The sequence below is a fragment of the Neisseria mucosa genome (assembly GCF_013267835.1).
Lineage (GTDB): Bacteria > Pseudomonadota > Gammaproteobacteria > Burkholderiales > Neisseriaceae > Neisseria.
This window is the reverse complement of sequence record NZ_CP053939.1, coordinates 1,784,182-1,802,819: the sequence shown is the minus strand read 5'-3', so window position 1 is coordinate 1,802,819 and position 18,638 is coordinate 1,784,182. Positions and strand designations below refer to the sequence as shown.

Sequence of the window (18,638 nt, the reverse complement as noted above, 5' to 3'; positions counted from 1 at the left end):
AAATCATGTCATTTTCCACAATTAATTATCCACATATTCATTCTTTTTATCTTATTGAAAAATAAAAATATTAAAATTTAGCGTTATTCTTATACACATCTTATCCATATATTTTCCCAAACTAAAAAGGCCGTCTGAAACCAAGTTCAGACGGCCTTTTTCATGTCAAACCGACAATATCAATCGCCCATAACCTTGCCTTCGCGGCGCGGGTCGGCACCGCCGAGCAAACCGTCTTTGCCGATCACAATGCCTTGTACGCCGGAATTCAAATCGCGGATTTGGACTTTGTAGCCCAGTTTTTCCAATGCTGACGCTTTGTCCGCCGCAGCGGTTTTTTCCTCGATTTCATACTGGCTGCCGCGATTGAGCATATTCGGCAGGGAGATTGCCGCCTGAATGTCCATGCCCCAATCGATATGCGCCACCAGCGTTTTGGCGACGAAACCGATAATACGGCTGCCGCCCGGCGAACCGACCGCCAGATAAGGCTTACCGTCTTTCATCACGATGGTCGGTGCCATTGAAGAACGTGGCCGTTTGCCGCCCGCCACGCTGTTGGCAACGATTTTACCGTCCGCACCGACAGGGTTGAAAGCGAAATCGGTCAATTCATTGTTGAGCAGATAGCCGTTTGCCATCAGCCCCGAACCGAATGCGTTTTCAATCGAAGTCGTCATCGATACAACGTTGCCGTCTTTATCCACAACCACCAAATGGCTGGTGGACGGCAGCTCTACTGCCATGCCTTGCGCGTATGCCTTGCCAAACTTACCTGCCTGAATAGTTTCCAATGCCTTGTCAGCCTTGCGGATTTCTTCGGCACGCGGTTTCAAATAAGCCTGAGAAATCAGGGCGCGGGTCGGGACGTTGACAAACGCAGGATCGCCGACATAATAATCACGGTCGGTAAACGCAATCCGCGACGCATCGCCTATCCAGCGCCAACTGTGGATATTTTCCGCGCCTAACGCCTTCATATCCTGATTTTGCAGGACGCCCAAAATCTCGCCCAAAGCAATCGCGCCCGAACTTGGCGCGCCCATGCCGCAGACTTCGTATTCACGATACGGCGCGCAAACCGGTTCGCGCTCGATAACGCGGTAGTTTTTCAAATCCGCCATGCTGATTTTGCCGGGATTATCCACAGCACCGGTAACGGCACGGACAATATTCTGCGCCTGCATTCCCTGATAAAACGGCGCACTGCCTTTTTTCGCCAACAGGCGTACGGAACGCGCAAATTCAGGGTTTTTCAACACCGTTCCCGCTGCCAAAGGCTTGCCGTCGGGCAGGAAATACGCGGCGGTTTGCGGATAACGTTTCAAAGGCTCCAAATTTTGCTCGATGGATTTCGCCATGCGCGGTGAAACGGTAAAGCCTTGTTCCGCCAAAGCAATCGGTTTGTCAAACAGGCTTGCCCACGGCAATTTGCCGTAATGCTTATGGACATCTTCCAGCAGCTTCGGAATCCCCGGCACACCGACCGAACGGCCGCCAACAACAGCTTTCATAAAGCCCATCGGTTTGCCGTTTTCATCCAAAAAAAGCGCCGGCGTTGCCGCTTTCGGCGCCGTTTCTCGGGCATCAAACGTCGTCAGTTTTTTCGCCTTATTGTCCCAATACACCAGAAACGCGCCGCCGCCCAAACCGGAAGACTGCGGCTCGGTCAGCCCCAAGGTCGTCTGCATGGCGATCATCGCATCTATCGCGCTGCCGCCGCGTTTCAAAACCTCGTATCCCGCCTCGGTCGCCAACGGATTGGCAGACGCCGCCATATAATGCTTGGCGCGGATCAATTTCTGCTCGGTCAGCCCCGTCCCTTGTTCCGGCGCATGGTTATCCACAGATACGGAGGGCAGGGCAACTTGAGGTTTCAGAGCCGGCTGTTGCGCACAAGCGGCCAAGACCAAAACAGGTAATAACTTAATACCAAAGGAAAATTTCATATTCACTCCATAAATTTAAATATTTTCAGACGGCCTTTTCCCAACTTGAACAAGAGGAAATATGAAAATATTCAGAAATAAAAAACCATTTGACTATTTCCCTACTCAATCAGTTCCGATTGGAGAAGTATAAAACAAGCTAAGATTGTGCACAGGCGAAAATTTATCCACAGAATGAAGCGGCAGAAAATTTTTATCCACATATGCAAACAAGGCCGACCATACTTTATCCTCATCAAAAAATATCAGCTAAGTATTTGAAAAATTGTTTTAATCAAAGTTATCAACAAGCTGTGGCAACACTCAATATCATCTTCTATTTATTATTTAAAATCTTATTTATAGTTTGTTTTCTCGAAGGCAAAGGCCGTCTGAAACGTAAAGGCATCTTTTCAAAAAATTAAAAAGTTAAGGATTGTTAAAAACGTGTAAATCAGCTAGAGTTACGCTTGATAAAATTAATCAATAACGGAGTTTCACGAAATGAAAGGCGACATTGGCGTAATCGGCCTTGCCGTAATGGGGCAAAACCTGATTCTCAACATGAACGACAACGGCTTTAAAGTTGTCGCATACAACCGTACGACCAGCAAAGTAGATGATTTTTTAAACGGTGCAGCCAAAAATACCAATATTATCGGCGCATATTCACTGCAAGATTTGGTTGATAAATTAGAAAAACCGCGCAAAATCATGATGATGGTACGTGCCGGTTCTGTTGTTGACGATTTTATCGAACAACTCGTTCCGCTTTTGGACGAAGGCGACATTATTATTGACGGCGGCAATGCCAATTATCCCGATTCCACCCGCCGCACACACGAGCTGGCGGCAAAAGGCATCCGCTTTATCGGCGCAGGCGTTTCCGGCGGCGAAGAAGGCGCGCGTCACGGCCCGTCCATTATGCCCGGCGGCGACGAAGCCGCATGGCCTGCTGTCAAACCAATTTTCCAAGCGATTGCCGCCAAAACCCCGCAAGGCGAACCCTGCTGCGACTGGGTCGGCCGCGACGGCGCGGGCCATTTCGTCAAAATGGTGCACAACGGCATCGAATACGGCGATATGCAGTTGATTTGCGAAGCGTACCAATTCATGAAAGACGGCTTGGGTCTGAGCTACGATGAAATGCACCGCATTTTCAGCGAATGGAACCAAACCGAACTGAATTCTTATCTGGTTGAAATCACCGCCGCGATTTTGGGCTACAAAGATGAAAACGGCGAACCTTTGGTTGAAAAAATCCTCGATACCGCCGGTCAAAAAGGCACGGGCAAATGGACCGGCATCAACGCCCTCGATTTGGGTATCCCGTTGACCCTGATTTCCGAAGCCGTGTTTGCACGTTGCGTTTCTGCGTTCAAAGACCAACGCGTCCAAGCAAACAGCCTGTTTGGCAAAACCATTACCCCGATTGAAGGCGACAAAGCCGCATGGGTGGATGCTTTGCGCCAAGCCCTGTTGGCATCTAAAATTATTTCTTATGCACAAGGCTTCATGCTCATCCGCGAAGCCAGTGAAAACAATGATTGGGCATTGAATTACGGCAACACCGCCCTCTTGTGGCGTGAAGGCTGCATTATCCGCAGCGCCTTCTTGGGCAACATCCGCGACGCATACGAAGCCAATCCTGATTTGGTCTTCTTGGGTTCCGATCCTTATTTCAAAGGCGTATTGGAAACCTGTCTGCCTGCATGGCGCAAAGTGGTGGCCAAAGCGATCGAGTGCGGTATTCCGATGCCTTGCATGGCTTCTGCGATTACCTTCCTTGACGGCTACACTTCCGCGCGCCTGCCGGCCAACCTGTTGCAAGCCCAACGCGACTACTTCGGCGCGCACACCTACGAGCGTACCGACAAACCGCGTGGCGAATTCTTCCATACCAACTGGACAGGTAAAGGCGGCGATACCGCTTCAACCACATACGATATTTAATTTGCCCGGGCAAACAAAAGGCCGTCTGAGTATTTCAGACGGCCTTTTTATAGGGTTATCCACAATGAAAAATGAAGCAATTTATAGTATTTGATAGATAACTTTATGAAATAAATAAAGATTAATAAAGGCCGTCTGAATGTTTCAGACGGCCTTTAAAATTGTTCACAACCTTATCAACAGGTTTTCCATAGATTAAACCAGATTTTGCGGATTGCCGGCCACGAAGCGGTTGATGTTGTCCAAAAGGATGTCAAACAGGCGGTTGGCGGCCTCTTGGCTTGCCCATGCGATGTGTGGCGTGACGATGAGGTTGGGCAGTCGGGCTTTCAGCAGAGGATTGCCGTCGCGTGGTGGCTCTTGTGTCAACACGTCAAAACCTGCCCCGCCGATTTGGCCGTATTTCAACGCCGCAACCAAAGCGGCTTCATCGACCAAGCCGCCGCGCCCGCAGTTGATGAGGATGGCGCCGGGTTTCATTTGCTGCAATTCGGCTTCGCCTATCATGTTTGCCGTTTGCGGCGTAAGCGGACAATTAAGCGACACGACATCGGCGGAGCGGATGGCTTCGTCAAAGGAAACATAGCCGTCGCGGACGCTTTGGGCATTTTTATGTTCGGCGAACACGACATTCATTTTGAAAGCCTGTGCATAAGTTGCCAGCGTTTTACCGATATTGCCGCGACCGAAAATCGCCAGCGTTTTGCCGTTCAAATCGCGCATCGGTGCGCCGAGGTGGCAGAAAAACGGCGAGTTTTCCCACAAGCCTGCCGCAACATCGCGCTGATAGGCAGGCAGGTTGCGCATCAGGGTAATCATCATCATAAACGCGTGTTCCGCCACGGATTCATTGCCGTAAGCGCGGATATTGCACACTGCCGTGCCGTTTTGTTTGGCGGCCTCAACGTCCACATTGTTGACGCCTGTCGCAGTAACGGCAACCAGCTTGAGTTGTGGATTTTCGGCAAAGGCTTGGGCGGAAATTACGACTTTGTTGGTAATCACAATGTCCGCGCCGTGGATACGCGCTAGCGTTTCGTGCGCTTCGGTTGTGCCGTAGCTGCTTAATGTGTGTGGAAAATCAAATTCAAACGGACGGTTGACGAGGGTATCGCGGTCGAGGACGACAATATGGAGCGGGTTCATAAAATTCCTATCAAAAATAAAATATCGATTTATAAAATCTAAACTAGGATAAAGGATTTAAAATATACGCGTCAGTTGATAATAATTATTATGTATCGATTAAAACATCAATGTATCAGGAAAACAAAATGATTAAAACCATTACATTTGCTATTTTGCATTTCAGCGTTGCATTTAGTGTCGCCTATATTCTGACCGGCAGTATCGGTGTTTCCAGCGCGGTGGCTTTGGTAGAACCCATCGTCAATACCGTCGTCTTTTATTTTCATGAAAAAGCGTGGAACCGCTACGAGAAAAACAAATCCGAGAAGCAAAAATTGTGGGTGCCTCTGCATCAGTGCGGCTAAAGTTTCAGACGGCCTTTTGCTTGATTAAAACCGGTTATGCCTTTGCGGTTCGGCCATCGCCATAAAAATGCCAAACCCTAAAATAGAGTAAGACTTTACGAAGGCTTCATGAAGGTAAAAATGCTAAAATACGCTATTCTTGCAAACCCATTCAGACGGCCTCAATGCTCACCGATTTAGAAAAAAACGCTATCCGCGACCATTACCAAAACATCGGCAAAAACCTGCCCGGTTTCCGTCCGCGCGCTTCGCAGCGGGAAATGATTGCGGCGATTGCCAACGCTTTTTCGCGGACGTTGACGCGTGAAGAAGGCGAAGAAGCGCCCAAACGCGAGGGTGAGAGCATTGCCGTGATCGAAGGGCCGACCGGCGTGGGCAAATCGTTGGCCTACCTTTTGGCCGGCGGCATCATGGCGCAAACACGCGGCAAACGGTTGATCGTCAGCAGCGCGACGGTGGCTTTGCAGGAGCAGTTGGTTGACCGTGATTTGCCGTTTCTGGTCGAAAAAAGCGGTTTGGAGCTGACCTTTGCGCTTGCCAAGGGGCGTGGCCGTTATCTTTGCCCCTACAAACTCTATCAACTGACGCAAAACAATGCCCAGCAAAACCTGCTTGGTTTTGAAGCGCCGGAAGTGTTGTGGGACAGCAAACCCAAGCCGGAAGAACTGAACCTGCTGCGCGACATTGCCGATGAATTTTCCGCCCGCCGCTTTAATGGCGACCGCGACACTTGGCCGGAAAAAATCGATGACGCGATTTGGCTCAAAGTGACCAACGACCGCCACGGCTGCCTGAAATCCGCCTGTCCCAACCGTCCGGAATGCCCGTTTTACCTGGCGCGCGATGTTTTGGAAACCGTCGATGTCGTCGTTGCCAACCACGATCTTCTGCTTGCCGACATCAGCATGGGCGGCGGCGTGATTCTGCCTGCGCCCGAAAACAGTTTCTATTGCATAGACGAAGCGCACCACCTGCCCAAAAAAGCCCTCAGCCGTTTTGCCGCCGAACATTCATGGAATATTGCCGTTTGGACGCTGGAAAAACTGCCGCAGTTGACCGGCAAAATTGCCGCGCTGACCGATAAAGCCGAACTTGCCAACCTTGCCGACGAAGCTGCCATATCCTTGCTCGACAGTCTGCACGAATGGCAGTTTCACTTGGCGGAAGAGCCGTCTTTAAGTCTGGGGTCGTCTGAAAACGACAGGCGGAAACACAGCGAACCGACTTGGCTGTGGGAAGACGGCAAAATCCCCGAAGGCCTTGAAACCACGGTTTCCAATACGGCCATTGCTGCACGCAGCCTGCTCAAACACGTTATCGGCCTGAACGATGCGCTTTCCGCCGCCCGCCGCGAAAAAGAGCAGGACGGCGCGCTCATCGACCGCCTGACCAGCGAGTTCGGCCTTTTTATCGCCCGTATCGAACAAATCAGCGCAGTTTGGGATTTGCTCTCCACCGTTCCCATCGAGGGCGAAGAGCCGTTGGCGAAATGGATAACCCGCCGTGCCGACGACAAAAACGACTATATTTTCAACGCCAGCCCCATCAGCAGCGCATCCCACCTTGCCAACAGCCTGTGGCGGCGCGCGGCAGGCGCGGTGTTGACTTCGGCTACCCTGCAATCGCTCGGCAGCTTCAACCTGATTTTGCGCCAAACCGGCCTATTATGGCTGCCTGAAACCACCACGCTCGCTTTGGAAAGCCCGTTTAATTTCGATGCGCAAGGCGAGCTGTATATTCCGCCGGTGCACGCCAGCCCCAAAGATCCTGATGCGCATACGGCCGCCATTGTCGAATGGTTGCCGAAGCTGGTTTCGCCGGTTGAAGCCATCGGCACGCTGGTGTTGTTTTCCTCGCGCAAGCAAATGCAGGATGTCGCCTTACGACTGCCTGACGAATACTTGCCGCTTCTGCTTGTTCAAGGCGAGTTACCCAAGGCCGTTCTTTTACAAAGGCACCATCAAGCCATTGCCGAAGGCAAAGCCAGCATTATTTTCGGCCTCGACAGTTTTGCCGAAGGCCTTGATCTGCCCGGTACGGCCTGCGTGCAAGTCATTATTGCCAAGCTGCCGTTTGCGATGCCGGACAACCCCATCGAGAAAACCCAAAACCGTTGGATTGAACAACGCGGCGGCAATCCCTTTATCGAAATTACGGTGCCTGAAGCCAGCATCAAACTGATCCAAGCCGTCGGCCGCCTTATCCGTACTGAACAGGATTACGGCCGCGTGACCATCCTCGACAACCGTGTCAAAACGCAACGCTACGGCCAGCAATTATTGGCCTGTCTGCCGCCGTTTAAACGGATAGGGTAGTTGTGGATAATTTAAAAAAACAAAGGCCGTCTGAAACCAAATGTTCAGACGGCCTTTTATTCTTTTCAAGCTATAAATCCAATTTCATGACGGATACGGTTTCCCCGTTGTGCCAAGTCTGGGTGATTTCTTTCCAGCCGAACTTTTCATACACGGCCTGCACATCCGGCGTATAGAGAAACAGATGCGGCAAACCCAGTTTGCGTGCTTTATCCAGACAAAACGAGACCAGCTGCCTGCCTACGCCCAAACCTCGAAACTGCGGCAAAACGAACACATCGCCCAGCCAATATTCGTATTCGGGAAAACACGCCATATCAAACCGCTTCAATGCCGCCGAACCCATCAGCCGCCCTTCCTTATCCACAGCCGCAAACGCCAGCGGCAAGTCATCCCCATCGAGGCACTGCGCGTAATACGCACGGATTTTGTCCAGAGACGACCACGGCGCAAAATCGTGCCATTCCTCAAACAGAGCGAGGGATAAAGGCTCGACAAATTCAGGCTTCAGACGGCATATGTTCATATCGGGTCCTCTTGTTGTACCGAATAGGGATAGTTTTTACAGTATAGGCCGTCTGAAAGGTTAACACATTTTAAAAAATCAGCGTAAAACACGATAAACCCGCCGCCAGTCCCATTCAAATCACTTATAATTCTGCCCATACCGCACACAAACAAAAGAAGAACATCATGGCCAAGAAATTTCCCATTTTTCCGAAAAATCCCGAGCGTATCTGCTGGGGTTGCGACAAATACTGCAAAGAAGACGATTTGCAATGCGGCAACGGTTGCGAACGCATCCAACACCCCATCGAGTTGGACGGCCGCGACTGGTATAAAAAAGGCGACTGGAGCAATTTGTTGAGCGAAGAGCAGCAAATCGAACTTGGATTGAAAGAAGCGCCCAAGCCGGCTAAACCGCATATCAAACTGCCTTTGAAAAACAAAACGGCTTAAACAGCATGCCGTAAACAAACGAAATAAAAAGGCCGTCTGAAACCTGAAAAACAGGGTTTCAGACGGCCTTTGCGTTGTCGGATTATGCCTTCACATAATGCACAAACGCGTATTCGATGCCTTTGGCGGAAACATGGTTTTCCCGAGAGGCTTCTTGCCATGTTTCTGTGGAAAACTCAGGAAAAAACGCATCGCCGTCCACATCCAAACCGACTTCGGTCAAGCGCAAATCTGTGGCAATCGGCAGGGCTTGTGCATAAATTTGCGCACCGCCCATGATGATGACTTCTTCAACCCCCTGACACAAAGCCAGTGCATCTTCCAAAGAAGCCGCCGTTTGCGCGCCTTCGGCCTGATAAGCTTGGCGGGTGATGACGATATTTTGACGGCCGGGCAGCGGTTTGCGCGGCAGCGATTCCCATGTTTTGCGGCCCATAATGACGGGTTTGCCGGTGGTGTATGATTTGAAAAAGGCAAAATCTTCGGGCAAATGCCAAGGCATGGTGTTGTTGATGCCGATACAGCGGCGGGCGGCGTAGGCGGCGATAAGGGTGATTTTCGGCATGATAAATAAAATCCGTTTGTAAAATAAAATGATTATAGCGGAGGGGACTTTGAATAGACTGAATACCCGATATTTTAAAAATGTTTCAATATTTATAAAATCAATATTCAAAATGCTTGATTTTGACAAAAATCATTTATTGTTCATTTTTTTAGGGATATGATAAATATCATACCAAATAAAAAGGAAAGGAAAAAATGATGAGAACCCTCCGCATTTCTGCTTTGACGGCTTCCCTGTCTTTGATGTTGGCTGCCTGCGGCGGCGCAACAAGCGGCTTGTCAAATGCCGTTACCGAGCCGCTCAATCCGCATCCGAAAGGCGTGTTGTCCGTTGAATTGAACGAATCCGTCCCTGAAAACGGTACGTTGGACCTGACAGCCAACGGTAAAACGCAAACCCTGCAAAAAGGTGACAAACTCGATACCGGCTTTTTGAAAACCGATAAAGTATCCTCTTACGACTACGCCCAAAAAATCAAGGTAAACGGCCAAGTCATCACTTTGGAAACAGGCGACTTCCAAGTGTATAAACAAAATTATTCCTCTGTTGCCGCGCGTTACGCCAAACAAAAAGCCGATGACGCAGGCAAGCTGCAAAACCTCGATACATACACATTTACCGTCGGCGAAGTCCAAGGCGATGAAACAGCGTATAGCAATTTGCCCAAACAAGGCAGCTATCAGTATTCGGGTATCGCGTTTAACGGCGACGACCGCAGCGGCCGTCTGAAATACACCGTCGATTTCGATAAAAAACAAGGTTACGGCAACATCAGCAGCATGGCTTCCCACAATAATGTCAACCTGCTTGCCGCAGGCATTGCCAATAACAACGGCAAAGCCGCCATCAGCGGTAAAACCAGTTTGAACGGTGTCGAAAACGGCCGTTACGATTTGAAACTCTTCGGTCCGCAGGCTGAAGAAATTGCCGGTAAGGCGCAAATCAAAATTGGCGATTCCACCAAAGAAATCGGTTTGGCCGGTAAGAAAGAATAGGAAAAAGGCCGTCTGAAAGGTTCAGACGGCCTTGTTATTATCCAGAAAAGCAACGGCTCAAATTGTTGCTTTTTTCATGCCAACCTCAATTACAGGCTGCCCAAGATAATGCGCAATACGCGGCGCAACGGCTCGGCAGCGCCCCACAAGAGTTGGTCGCCGACAGTGAACGCGCTGATGTATTCGCCACCCATTTCCAGTTTGCGGATACGGCCGACAGGAACAGACAGCGTGCCGGTAACTTTAGCAGGCGTCAGCTCGTGGATGCTGGCTTCTTTTTCGTTGGGGATGACTTTCACCCAGTCGTTTGCACCTGCCAAGATGGCTTCGATTTCAGAAACAGGCAGGTCTTTTTTCAGCTTCAGGGTAATGGCTTGGCTGTGGCAGCGCATAGAGCCGATGCGCACGCACAAGCCGTCGATTACGGTCGGATTGTCGTTGCGGCCGAGGATTTTGTTGGTTTCCACGCCGCCTTTCCATTCTTCTTTGGACTGGCCGTTGCCCAAATCCACGTCAATCCACGGAATCAGGCTGCCGGCGAGCGGTACGCCGAAGTTGGCTTTCGGATAGTCTTCGCTGCGCAGGAAATCGGACACTTTGCGGTCGATGTCGAGAATCGCACTGGAAGGATCGGCAAGCTCGTCCGCTACTTGGGCGTGAATCGCGCCCATACCGCTGATGAGTTCGCGCATGTTTTTCGCACCCGCGCCGGAAGCGGCTTGGTAGGTCATGCTGGTTGCCCATTCGACCAAATCGTTTTGGAACAGGCCGCCCAAAGCCATCAGCATCAGGGAAACGGTACAGTTGCCGCCGATGTAGTTTTTCACGCCGTTTTCGAGGCCGTTGTCGATGACGTTGCGGTTGACCGGGTCGAGGACGATAATCGCGTCGTCTTTCATGCGCAGGGAAGAAGCCGCATCAACCCAGTAGCCGTTCCAGCCGCTGTCGCGCAGGGGTTGAAACACGGATTTGGTGTAATCGCCGCCTTGGCAGGTAACGATAATGTCCATTTTTGCCAATTCGGCAACATCGTTGGCATCCAACAATGTTTTGGCCGCCTGACCGAAATCAGGGGCAGCGCCGCCGACGTTGGAAGTGGTAAAGAAAAACGCTTCGGGAATGTGGGCGAAGTCGTTTTCTTCTTTCATACGCTGCATCAAAACAGAGCCGACCATACCGCGCCAGCCGATGAAACCTACTTTCATGTGTTACTCCTTACAAAGAAAATCCAGATAAGTTTATAGTGCATTAACAAAAATCGGAACGGCATCGCCTGCCGCTTTGTTCAGATTTTTGTTAACCCACTATAAAAAAGGGGAAAACAAACGTTTTAACGCCGTCTGCGGAAAATGTAAAGGTTTTTATCGAAAATTTTTAGAATGATGGGAAAATAGGTTAAGATGGCAATGAAATTGCATTTCATTAATGGTACAGAGGAAGATTAAATGAGCGAAATCAATTTGTCGGATTTGCCTCGAACAGAAATAGTAGATGTCCATATTGCTTCGCCGGGGGCGAGGGTTGCGGCATATTTGTTGAATAATCTGTTTACTTTTTTGATATGGTTGCCATTCATTGTGATGGTAGTTTTCACTTTAGATGAAAGCAAAGAATTAGTTTCGGAATCTTCTCTTTTTAATACCCCTGAATATTTTGCCATAACATTTTTTATTTCTTTGGCTGTTTATTTGGTTTTCGGTATCTTCCAACTGTATTACATGAGCCGGGACGGTCAGTCTTTAGGTAAAAAAATTATGGGCATACGCGTGTTAAAAAGTGACGGGAATAATCCAGGTTTTGAAGGAACGGTTTTAATCCGCGAAGTTGTTTGGGCGCTTGCTGTTGGTGTTGTGGTAACTATTGTATCGTTGGCAATAAGTGACACGGGTGGAAACCTGATTTCTCTGCTTATAGCCTTCATCAACTTCATCATGCTCTTCTCCGTCAAACGCGACCGCCGCACGCTCTACGATATGCTGGCCGATACGGTTGTCGTCCAACTGCCGCCGCGCCGATAAATCGCTTTTTTGTGTTAAAATCAGCACTTTCCAACATAGGCCGTCTGAAAAATCGCTTTCAGACGGCCTTTCGACACGCTATTGATTCCATGAAAAAACATTTGTACCGCATCACGCTCGTCAGCATTGCCGTGGCCATTCTTGCCGCCTGTCCGAGCAAAAGCATTAAAAACCTTCCCGAAACCGACACCAGCATTATCAAAGGCCCCGACCGCCCCACCGGTACGCCCGATCCCGTCGGGACGACAGTGAGCGGGGGAGGAGCAAACTACACCGTAGTTTCCTACAACGAATTGCCGCACTGGGACCTCCAACACTTTACCAAAAGCCTGCAATCTTTCCGCTTAGGCTGTGAAAAACTCAAAAACCGCCAAGGCTGGCAGGACGTTTGTATCCAAGCCATGCAAACGCCGGCGCACCATTTCCAAGCCAAGCACTTTTTCGAGCGCTATTTCACCGCATGGCGCGTTGACAATGGCGGCAATCCTGCCGGCACCATTACCGGCTATTACGAACCGGTCCTGCACGGCGACGACAAGCCCACAAGCCAATCCCGTTTCCCTATTTACGGCATTCCGAACGATTTTGTTTCCGTTCCGTTGGCTGCAAACTTGAGAGGCAGTAAAGCCACCGTCCGCATCCGCCAAACCGGCCAAAACAGCGGCGTCATCGACAATAGCGGCACATACACGGCCGATTTGTCCAGATTCCCGATTACAGCACGCAGCACTGCGCTGAAAGGCCGTTTTGAAGGCAGCCGTTTTGTCCCTTACTACACCCGCAGCCAAATCAACGGCGGCGCACTTAACGGCAAAGCGCCGATTTTGGGTTACGCAGATGATCCGGTCGAACTTTTCTTTATGCACATTCAAGGTTCAGGCCGTCTGAAAACACCATCCGGCAAATACATCCGCGTCGGATTTGCCGATAAAAACGAACATCCGTATGTTTCCATCGGCCGCTATATGGCGGACAAAGGCTATCTGCCGCTGGGTCAGACCAGCATGCAGGGCATCAAGGCCTATATGAAGCAAAACCCCGGCCGCCTTGCCGAAGTTTTGGGGCAAAACCCAAGCTACGTTTTCTTCCGCGAGCTGACCGGCAGCGGCGATTCCGGCCCGGTGGGCGCATTGGGTACGCCGTTGATGGGCGAATACGCCGGTGCCATCGACCGCCACTACATCACGCTTGGCGCACCGTTATTTGTCGCCACTGCCCATCCGATCACCAAAAAAGCCCTCAACCGTCTGATTATGGCGCAAGATACCGGCAGCGCGATCAAAGGCGCGGTCCGTGTGGATTATTTCTGGGGTTATGGCGACGAAGCAGGCGAAGTGGCCGGCAAAATGAAAACCACCGGCTATGTATGGCAGCTTTTGCCCAACGGCATGAAACCGGAATACCGTCCATAAACAGCGGTTTAAAAAAAGGCCGTCTGAAACCAAGATTCAGGTTTCAGACGGCCTTTTTATTTCGTAAAAATGCGGCAGGTTTTAAAAACCTGCCGCGGTATGGGGACATACAGCTCGGACGGTAAGCCGGGTTCTGTCGCGGACAGTCATTCCTCTAGGCACATCATTGCTGGTGTGCTCAAGCAACCTACCCGAACGCTCGGCGAGCAGCGTCATCGCGTTCTGTTTGGTCTTGCTCCGAATGGGGTTTAGCCTGCTGCGCTTTGTTACCAAATGCACGGTGCGCTCTTACCGCACCTTTTCACCCTTACCTGTTTTGCCCGAAGGCAATCATCGGCGGTATTGCTTTCTGTTCCACTTTCCGTCGCGTTGCCGCGCCCGGCCGTTAGCCGGCATTCTGCTCTGTGGAGCCCGGACTTTCCTCCCCGTATGCCTTACGCGATACGCGGCGACTGTCTGTCCGACCTGTATGAGGTGCGGATTATAACACAGCCGCCATAGGGTTCAGACGGCCTAAATATTTATTTTTTCTTTTTAAATGCTATTTCGGTCAAACCCAATTCCTGTGCTTTTTTGCGGACTGCGGATTCGGGCATTTCGCGTGCCAGGCGGCTGGTGCAGTATTCGGTCATGGTGGTAGCGCAGGCTTTGAAGTTGCCGGTAAAGTCGCTGGCGGCACTCAAAAACGGGATGAGGCGGCCGGCCATGATTTCTTCGGCCGGTGCGTCTGTTTGGGCGGATACGCGTCCGGACTCGACCGCCGAGAAGATTTGTTCGGTAAAGCGTCGGGCGAAGTTTTCTTCTGTTTGGCAGTCTTGGAATGCGGTGTTTTCATGTTGGCAGACAAGGGTAACTTCGCCTTGCGCTTCTTGCAGCGGTTCGGCCAAATCAAGTTTGAGGGTTTGCTTGTCGGTTTGCAGCCAGGCGGTGCGGCCTTGGGTTTTGATGATTTTGCCGTAAACGCCGATGGCATCGTTTTGGGGGATGTTTTTCTGTTCGGCAAGTTGCTGGGCCGAGAATAAGGGGGCTTGTTCGGCAAATGCGCCGCCGGTTTCGTGTTTGAAGTAGGCGGCGAGGTCTTGTTTGATGAGGGCTTGGGTCAGCAGTTTTTCGCCTTCGGTCAGGCGGTGTGCAAAGCCGTGTGTTTTGGGGGCGGATGCGGCATCCGTGGTGGTCTTGGTGTCCGGTGTGCAGGCGCTCAGGAGTAAAAGCAGGGGAAGGATGTATTTCATGGTTGGTCTCTCAACAGGCCGTCTGAATATATGGTTTCAAACGGTCAGCGTTGTTTATCGATAACGATAAACCCGGCGGGGATAAACGGGATAGGCCGGGTGATTGTGGACGGGTTCGCTGTCTTGATAGATGACGGTCGTCCCGGGCGGGGCGTTGATGGTCACGGTTTTGTTGACGGTGGTTTGCGCGTGGACGGGCAGGTCTAAGACGGCGGTTCGCCCGTACGGAGTCTCGGTATAGACGCACGCGCTTAGAAGCAAGGCGGCACTCAGGACGGCAGTTTTCATGTTTCAGCCGGCCTTATTTGAGCAGGTTTTTCAAGGCCAGGCGCACGCCTTCGCCGACTTCCGTGCCTTTGGGAATGCCTTTGGTGGCGGCTTTGGCTTCGCGCTCGTTGTAGCCGAGGGCAAGCAGGGTGTTGATGATGTCTTGGCTTTTGTCGGCAACGGCATCAGGGGCAAACAGGCCGTCTGAAACGGTATGGGATATGAGTTTGCCGCGCAGTTCCAACACCATGCGTTCGGCGGTTTTTTTGCCGATGCCGGGGGCGGAGGAGAGGCGTTTGACGTCTTCTTCGGCGACGGCTTGCGCCAGCTCGTCGGCATTCATGGCCGACAAAATGCCCAATGCAGTTTTGGCACCGATGCCGCTGACTTTGACCAGTTGGCGGAAGGTGGCGCGTTCCTCGGCCGAGGCGAAACCAAACAGCAAATGCGCGTCTTCGCGGATGACAAGCTGGGTGTAGAGATGGACGGTTTCGCCAACGGAAGGCAGGTTGTAGAAAGTCTGCATGGAAACGTCGGCTTCATAACCGACGCCGTTGACGTCGATAACGACCTGCGGCGGATTTTTCTCAATCAATTTGCCTGTGAGCCTGCTGATCATGGTGTTCCCCTGTGATTAAAAAAGGCCGTCTGAAACCTTGCAATCGGGTTTCAGACGGCCTTGTATTGTATCAAACTTCAGCGCTAACGCGGACGAAATCAGATGGCGGATGCCAGATTCAGATGACGGGCACGTTCGCCTGCTTCGGCGGCACGTTCTTGGCTGCTGAACGGACCCATTTTGACAACGTATTCGTAGTTGCGTTTTTCCAGCATGACTTTGCTGTCTGACGGCAGGCTTTGTGCGGCTTGGTTCAGATAAGCCTGCGCTTCGCGTTGGGTACCGAAGGATTTCAAATCAACAAAAAATTCTTTGTTGTTTGGGGAAACAATGGTTTGAGCGGCGGTTTGGCCGGGGATGATTTGTTCAACTTTAACGTTGGCCGTGCCTTGGTTGATGAAACCCAATTGTTGGGCGGCGGCGCGGGAAACATCGATGACGCGGTTGCCGTGGAAAGGGCCGCGGTCGTTGACACGGACGATGACGCTTTTGCCGTTTTGCATATTGGTCACGCGTGCGTAGCTGGGAATAGGGAGGGTTTTGTGGGCGGCGGAGAGGGCGTTCATATTGTAACGCTCGCCGCTGGAAGTTTTACGGCCGTGGAATTGGTTGCCGTACCATGAGGCTTTGCCGGTTTGGCTGAAAGAGGAAACTTGAGTCAGCGACGTGTAGCGTTTGCCGGCAACTTTATAACTGCGGTTGGCAGAAGGATGCAGTTTTTCGACTCGGACCACGCTGTCGGCAACGGCGGCATTGATGGAAAGGACGCCGATGGTGGCGGCGGCTAAGGAAAGGAGGGTTTTTTTGGTAAAAGTCAAAACGGGTTCCGTTCTTGAGTTGATAACGCAGCGGTTTCAGACGGCCTGTTGTTATACGCCGCCGACAAAACCGTTTTGCCGCCATGCTTCAAATAAAATCACGGCGACAGTATTGGAAAGATTCATGCTCCTGCTGCCGGGCATCATCGGCAGGCGGATTTTTTGTCCGGCAGGCAGGCTGTCGAGAATTTCGGCAGGCAGGCCGCGCGTTTCGGGACCAAACAGCAACACGTCGCCTTCGCGGAAGGAAACTTCGTCGGGGCGGGTAGAGCCTTTGGTGGTCAGCGCGAAAATGCGGCGGCCTTCGAGTGCCTTGAGGCAGTCTTCGAAATTCTCATGTACCGTCAGTTTGGCAAACTCGTGATAATCCAAACCCGCGCGTTTCATTTTGGACGAATCCAGAGGGAAACCAAGCGGCTTGACCAAGTGCAAATCTGCACCGGTATTGGCGCACAGGCGGATGATATTGCCCGTATTAGGCGGGATTTCGGGTTGGTACAAAACTATGGTAAACATATAAATCAATCACTTATAGAGTGGCATAATGCCGAAATGTTCCATGGGTGTCAAAAACTTTAAGCTATTTTTTCATTGGCGGACGCGCCAAACTCCAGCAAAAAATCTTACCTGCGCCTGATTTTTTCAGCGTTTTCGCCAATTCGTCCAAAGTCGAGCCGGTGGTGAAGACATCGTCAATTAACAGAATATTACACGCCTTCGGCAATTCGGCTTTGATTTTAAATGCATTCTTGATATTTCGCCGACGTTCGTCGCTTTTCAGCGTACTTTGCGGCTCGCCATGCCGTCTGAAAACTGCGTGGCGCGGCAGCAGCGTCCAGCCGTAGCGTTTTGCCAAAATATCCGTCAACGCCTCGCTTTGGTTGAATCCGCGCTTGAGCCGCCGCTCTTTGCTCAAAGGCATGGGCAGGACGAAATCGAAGTGTTCCGCCGCCAGCCAGCCGGGTGCGTTTTGGCACATCAAATCCGCCAACGGACGGCTCATGCCCAAGTCGGCCAAGTGTTTCAGCTCGCGTATCATGCTGCTGACGGGCGGTTCGTAATACAGCGAGGCCCACATTCTATCAAATGCGGGCGGCTTTTTCTGACAACCGCCGCATACCGCCCCGCCCGTGACATGGCGGAAACACAAAGGACAGCTTTGTGCCGCGTCGATAAAATATTCCGTCAAATCGTTTGCGCAGCCTCGGCAAAGGCCGTCTGAAACGGAATCGTGGCATAATACGCAACGTCGCGCATTGAGCCGTTTCAAATTGCGCCACCAAGAAAGAACATTCATGCCACACTCCGCCAAAAAAGTTTATCTGATACACGGTTGGGCGGCGAACCGCCATGTATTCGACGATTTGATACCGCGCCTGCCTGCCGGTTGGGACGTCCGCGCGCTTGATTTGCCCGGACACGGCGATGCGCCTTTTGCCGAGCCGTTTGATATTGCCGCCGTTGCCGAAGCCTTCGCCGGACAAATCGACACGCCGGCACACATTCTCGGCTGGTCGCTGGGCGGACTGGTTGCCCTGTATCTGACCGCGCTTTATCCCGACAAAATCCGATCGCTCTGCCTGACGGCAAGTTTTGCCCGACTGACTGCCGACACGGATTATCCCGAAGGCTTGGCGCAACCTGCCTTGGGCAAGATGGTCGGCGCATTTCAGCAGGATTATGCCAAACATATTAAACAGTTTCTACAACTGCAACTGCTGCACACGCCGCATTCAAGCGAAATCTTAAACCGGGTGCTGCCCGATTTGGCGCACTGCGGCACGCCTTCCGCCTTACAGGCCGCGCTTGAAGCGGTCAACCATGCCGATGCGCGTCCGCTGTTGTCGCTGATTCAAACGCCGTCATTGCTGGTGTTTGGACAGAAAGACGCCATCACGCCGCCGCGCATGGGTGAATATTTACACCGCCATTTGAGCAACAGCGAGCTGGTCCTTATCGACAAAGCCGCACACGCGCCCTTTTTAAGCCATGCCGACGAGTTTGCCGAAATTTACCGCAATTTTGTCGAAAAGGCCGTCTGAAATAGCCTTAAACCATAA

General features: G+C 51.4%; 19 protein-coding genes and 1 other RNA gene. 8 read left to right on the top strand and 12 right to left on the bottom strand.

Annotation, left to right across the window (positions count from 1 at the left end):
• Nucleotides 1–179: 179 nt before the first annotated feature.
• Nucleotides 180–1,949: a gamma-glutamyltransferase gene (ggt, locus tag FOC66_RS08630; protein WP_003747740.1), complete on the bottom strand. Its 1,770-nt coding sequence runs from the start codon at nt 1,947–1,949 to the stop codon at nt 180–182.
• Between the two features lie 483 nt (nt 1,950–2,432).
• On the opposite strand from ggt, the gene gnd reads away from it, so the two are divergent.
• Entirely contained in the window at nt 2,433–3,881 is a 1,449-nt protein-coding gene (gnd, locus tag FOC66_RS08625) for a decarboxylating NADP(+)-dependent phosphogluconate dehydrogenase (RefSeq protein WP_003747739.1), read from the top strand.
• A gap of 195 nt (nt 3,882–4,076) precedes the next feature.
• On the opposite strand, the gene FOC66_RS08620 is transcribed toward gnd, so the two are convergent.
• Entirely contained in the window at nt 4,077–5,027 is a 951-nt protein-coding gene (locus FOC66_RS08620; protein ID WP_003747737.1) for a D-2-hydroxyacid dehydrogenase, read from the bottom strand.
• 128 nt (nt 5,028–5,155) lie between these two features.
• On the opposite strand from FOC66_RS08620, the gene FOC66_RS08615 reads away from it, so the two are divergent.
• A complete protein-coding gene (locus FOC66_RS08615; RefSeq protein ID WP_070826381.1) occupies nt 5,156–5,374 on the top strand; it encodes a DUF2061 domain-containing protein in 219 nt (72 codons plus the stop codon).
• Between the two features lie 164 nt (nt 5,375–5,538).
• The gene (dinG, locus tag FOC66_RS08610; RefSeq protein ID WP_003747731.1) at nt 5,539–7,689 is read left to right on the top strand and encodes an ATP-dependent DNA helicase DinG; all 2,151 of its coding nucleotides are present in this window, start codon (nt 5,539–5,541) and stop codon (nt 7,687–7,689) included.
• Between the two features lie 70 nt (nt 7,690–7,759).
• Here the strand turns inward: dinG and FOC66_RS08605 are convergent, their stop codons facing one another.
• Nucleotides 7,760–8,215: a GNAT family N-acetyltransferase gene (locus tag FOC66_RS08605; protein ID WP_003747729.1), complete on the bottom strand. Its 456-nt coding sequence runs from the start codon at nt 8,213–8,215 to the stop codon at nt 7,760–7,762.
• A gap of 167 nt (nt 8,216–8,382) precedes the next feature.
• On the opposite strand from FOC66_RS08605, the gene FOC66_RS08600 reads away from it, so the two are divergent.
• On the top strand, nt 8,383–8,649 hold the full coding sequence (locus FOC66_RS08600; RefSeq protein ID WP_003686685.1) for a DUF3079 domain-containing protein: 267 nt from the start codon (nt 8,383–8,385) through the stop codon (nt 8,647–8,649).
• An 82-nt stretch (nt 8,650–8,731) separates the two neighbouring features.
• Here FOC66_RS08600 and FOC66_RS08595 read toward each other — a convergent pair whose 3' ends face one another.
• Nucleotides 8,732–9,214, bottom strand: coding sequence for a dihydrofolate reductase (locus FOC66_RS08595; protein WP_003747727.1), 483 nt, complete (start codon nt 9,212–9,214; stop codon nt 8,732–8,734).
• Between the two features lie 200 nt (nt 9,215–9,414).
• On the opposite strand from FOC66_RS08595, the gene FOC66_RS08590 reads away from it, so the two are divergent.
• Complete coding sequence (locus FOC66_RS08590; RefSeq protein ID WP_036493916.1) at nt 9,415–10,212, top strand: factor H-binding protein; 798 nt, start codon at nt 9,415–9,417, stop codon at nt 10,210–10,212.
• 89 nt (nt 10,213–10,301) lie between these two features.
• On the opposite strand, the gene asd is transcribed toward FOC66_RS08590, so the two are convergent.
• Nucleotides 10,302–11,417 (bottom strand): aspartate-semialdehyde dehydrogenase, encoded by a 1,116-nt coding sequence (asd, locus tag FOC66_RS08585; RefSeq protein WP_003747724.1) that lies wholly within the window; start codon nt 11,415–11,417, stop codon nt 10,302–10,304.
• Nucleotides 11,418–11,657: 240 nt separating this feature from the next.
• On the opposite strand from asd, the gene FOC66_RS08580 reads away from it, so the two are divergent.
• Both FOC66_RS08580 and mltA read left to right on the top strand, forming a co-directional pair.
• A complete protein-coding gene (locus FOC66_RS08580) occupies nt 11,658–12,230 on the top strand; it encodes an RDD family protein (protein WP_003747723.1) in 573 nt (190 codons plus the stop codon).
• Between the two features lie 89 nt (nt 12,231–12,319).
• The gene (gene mltA, locus FOC66_RS08575; RefSeq protein WP_003747722.1) at nt 12,320–13,642 is read left to right on the top strand and encodes a murein transglycosylase A; all 1,323 of its coding nucleotides are present in this window, start codon (nt 12,320–12,322) and stop codon (nt 13,640–13,642) included.
• Between the two features lie 106 nt (nt 13,643–13,748).
• On the opposite strand, the gene rnpB is transcribed toward mltA, so the two are convergent.
• The 7 genes from rnpB to FOC66_RS08540 all read right to left on the bottom strand — a co-directional run bounded on the left by rnpB (nt 13,749) and on the right by FOC66_RS08540 (nt 17,875).
• Nucleotides 13,749–14,110, bottom strand: an RNA gene (rnpB, locus tag FOC66_RS08570) — RNase P RNA component class A.
• A gap of 53 nt (nt 14,111–14,163) precedes the next feature.
• Complete coding sequence (locus tag FOC66_RS08565) at nt 14,164–14,874, bottom strand: hypothetical protein (protein WP_003747716.1); 711 nt, start codon at nt 14,872–14,874, stop codon at nt 14,164–14,166.
• A 54-nt stretch (nt 14,875–14,928) separates the two neighbouring features.
• Nucleotides 14,929–15,162: a hypothetical protein gene (locus tag FOC66_RS08560; protein ID WP_003747714.1), complete on the bottom strand. Its 234-nt coding sequence runs from the start codon at nt 15,160–15,162 to the stop codon at nt 14,929–14,931.
• A gap of 13 nt (nt 15,163–15,175) precedes the next feature.
• A complete protein-coding gene (gene ruvA, locus FOC66_RS08555; protein ID WP_003747712.1) occupies nt 15,176–15,760 on the bottom strand; it encodes a Holliday junction branch migration protein RuvA in 585 nt (194 codons plus the stop codon).
• 98 nt (nt 15,761–15,858) lie between these two features.
• A complete protein-coding gene (locus FOC66_RS08550) occupies nt 15,859–16,578 on the bottom strand; it encodes a septal ring lytic transglycosylase RlpA family protein (protein WP_003747710.1) in 720 nt (239 codons plus the stop codon).
• Nucleotides 16,579–16,629: 51 nt separating this feature from the next.
• A complete protein-coding gene (gene trmL / locus FOC66_RS08545) occupies nt 16,630–17,094 on the bottom strand; it encodes a tRNA (uridine(34)/cytosine(34)/5-carboxymethylaminomethyluridine(34)-2'-O)-methyltransferase TrmL (protein WP_003747708.1) in 465 nt (154 codons plus the stop codon).
• A gap of 64 nt (nt 17,095–17,158) precedes the next feature.
• Entirely contained in the window at nt 17,159–17,875 is a 717-nt protein-coding gene (locus FOC66_RS08540; protein ID WP_003747707.1) for a ComF family protein, read from the bottom strand.
• On the opposite strand from FOC66_RS08540, the gene bioH reads away from it, so the two are divergent.
• A complete protein-coding gene (gene bioH, locus FOC66_RS08535; RefSeq protein WP_003747705.1) occupies nt 17,874–18,620 on the top strand; it encodes a pimeloyl-ACP methyl ester esterase BioH in 747 nt (248 codons plus the stop codon). The two genes, FOC66_RS08540 and bioH, sit on opposite strands and share 2 nt — an antisense overlap.
• The last annotated feature ends 18 nt before the right edge of the window (nt 18,621–18,638 follow it).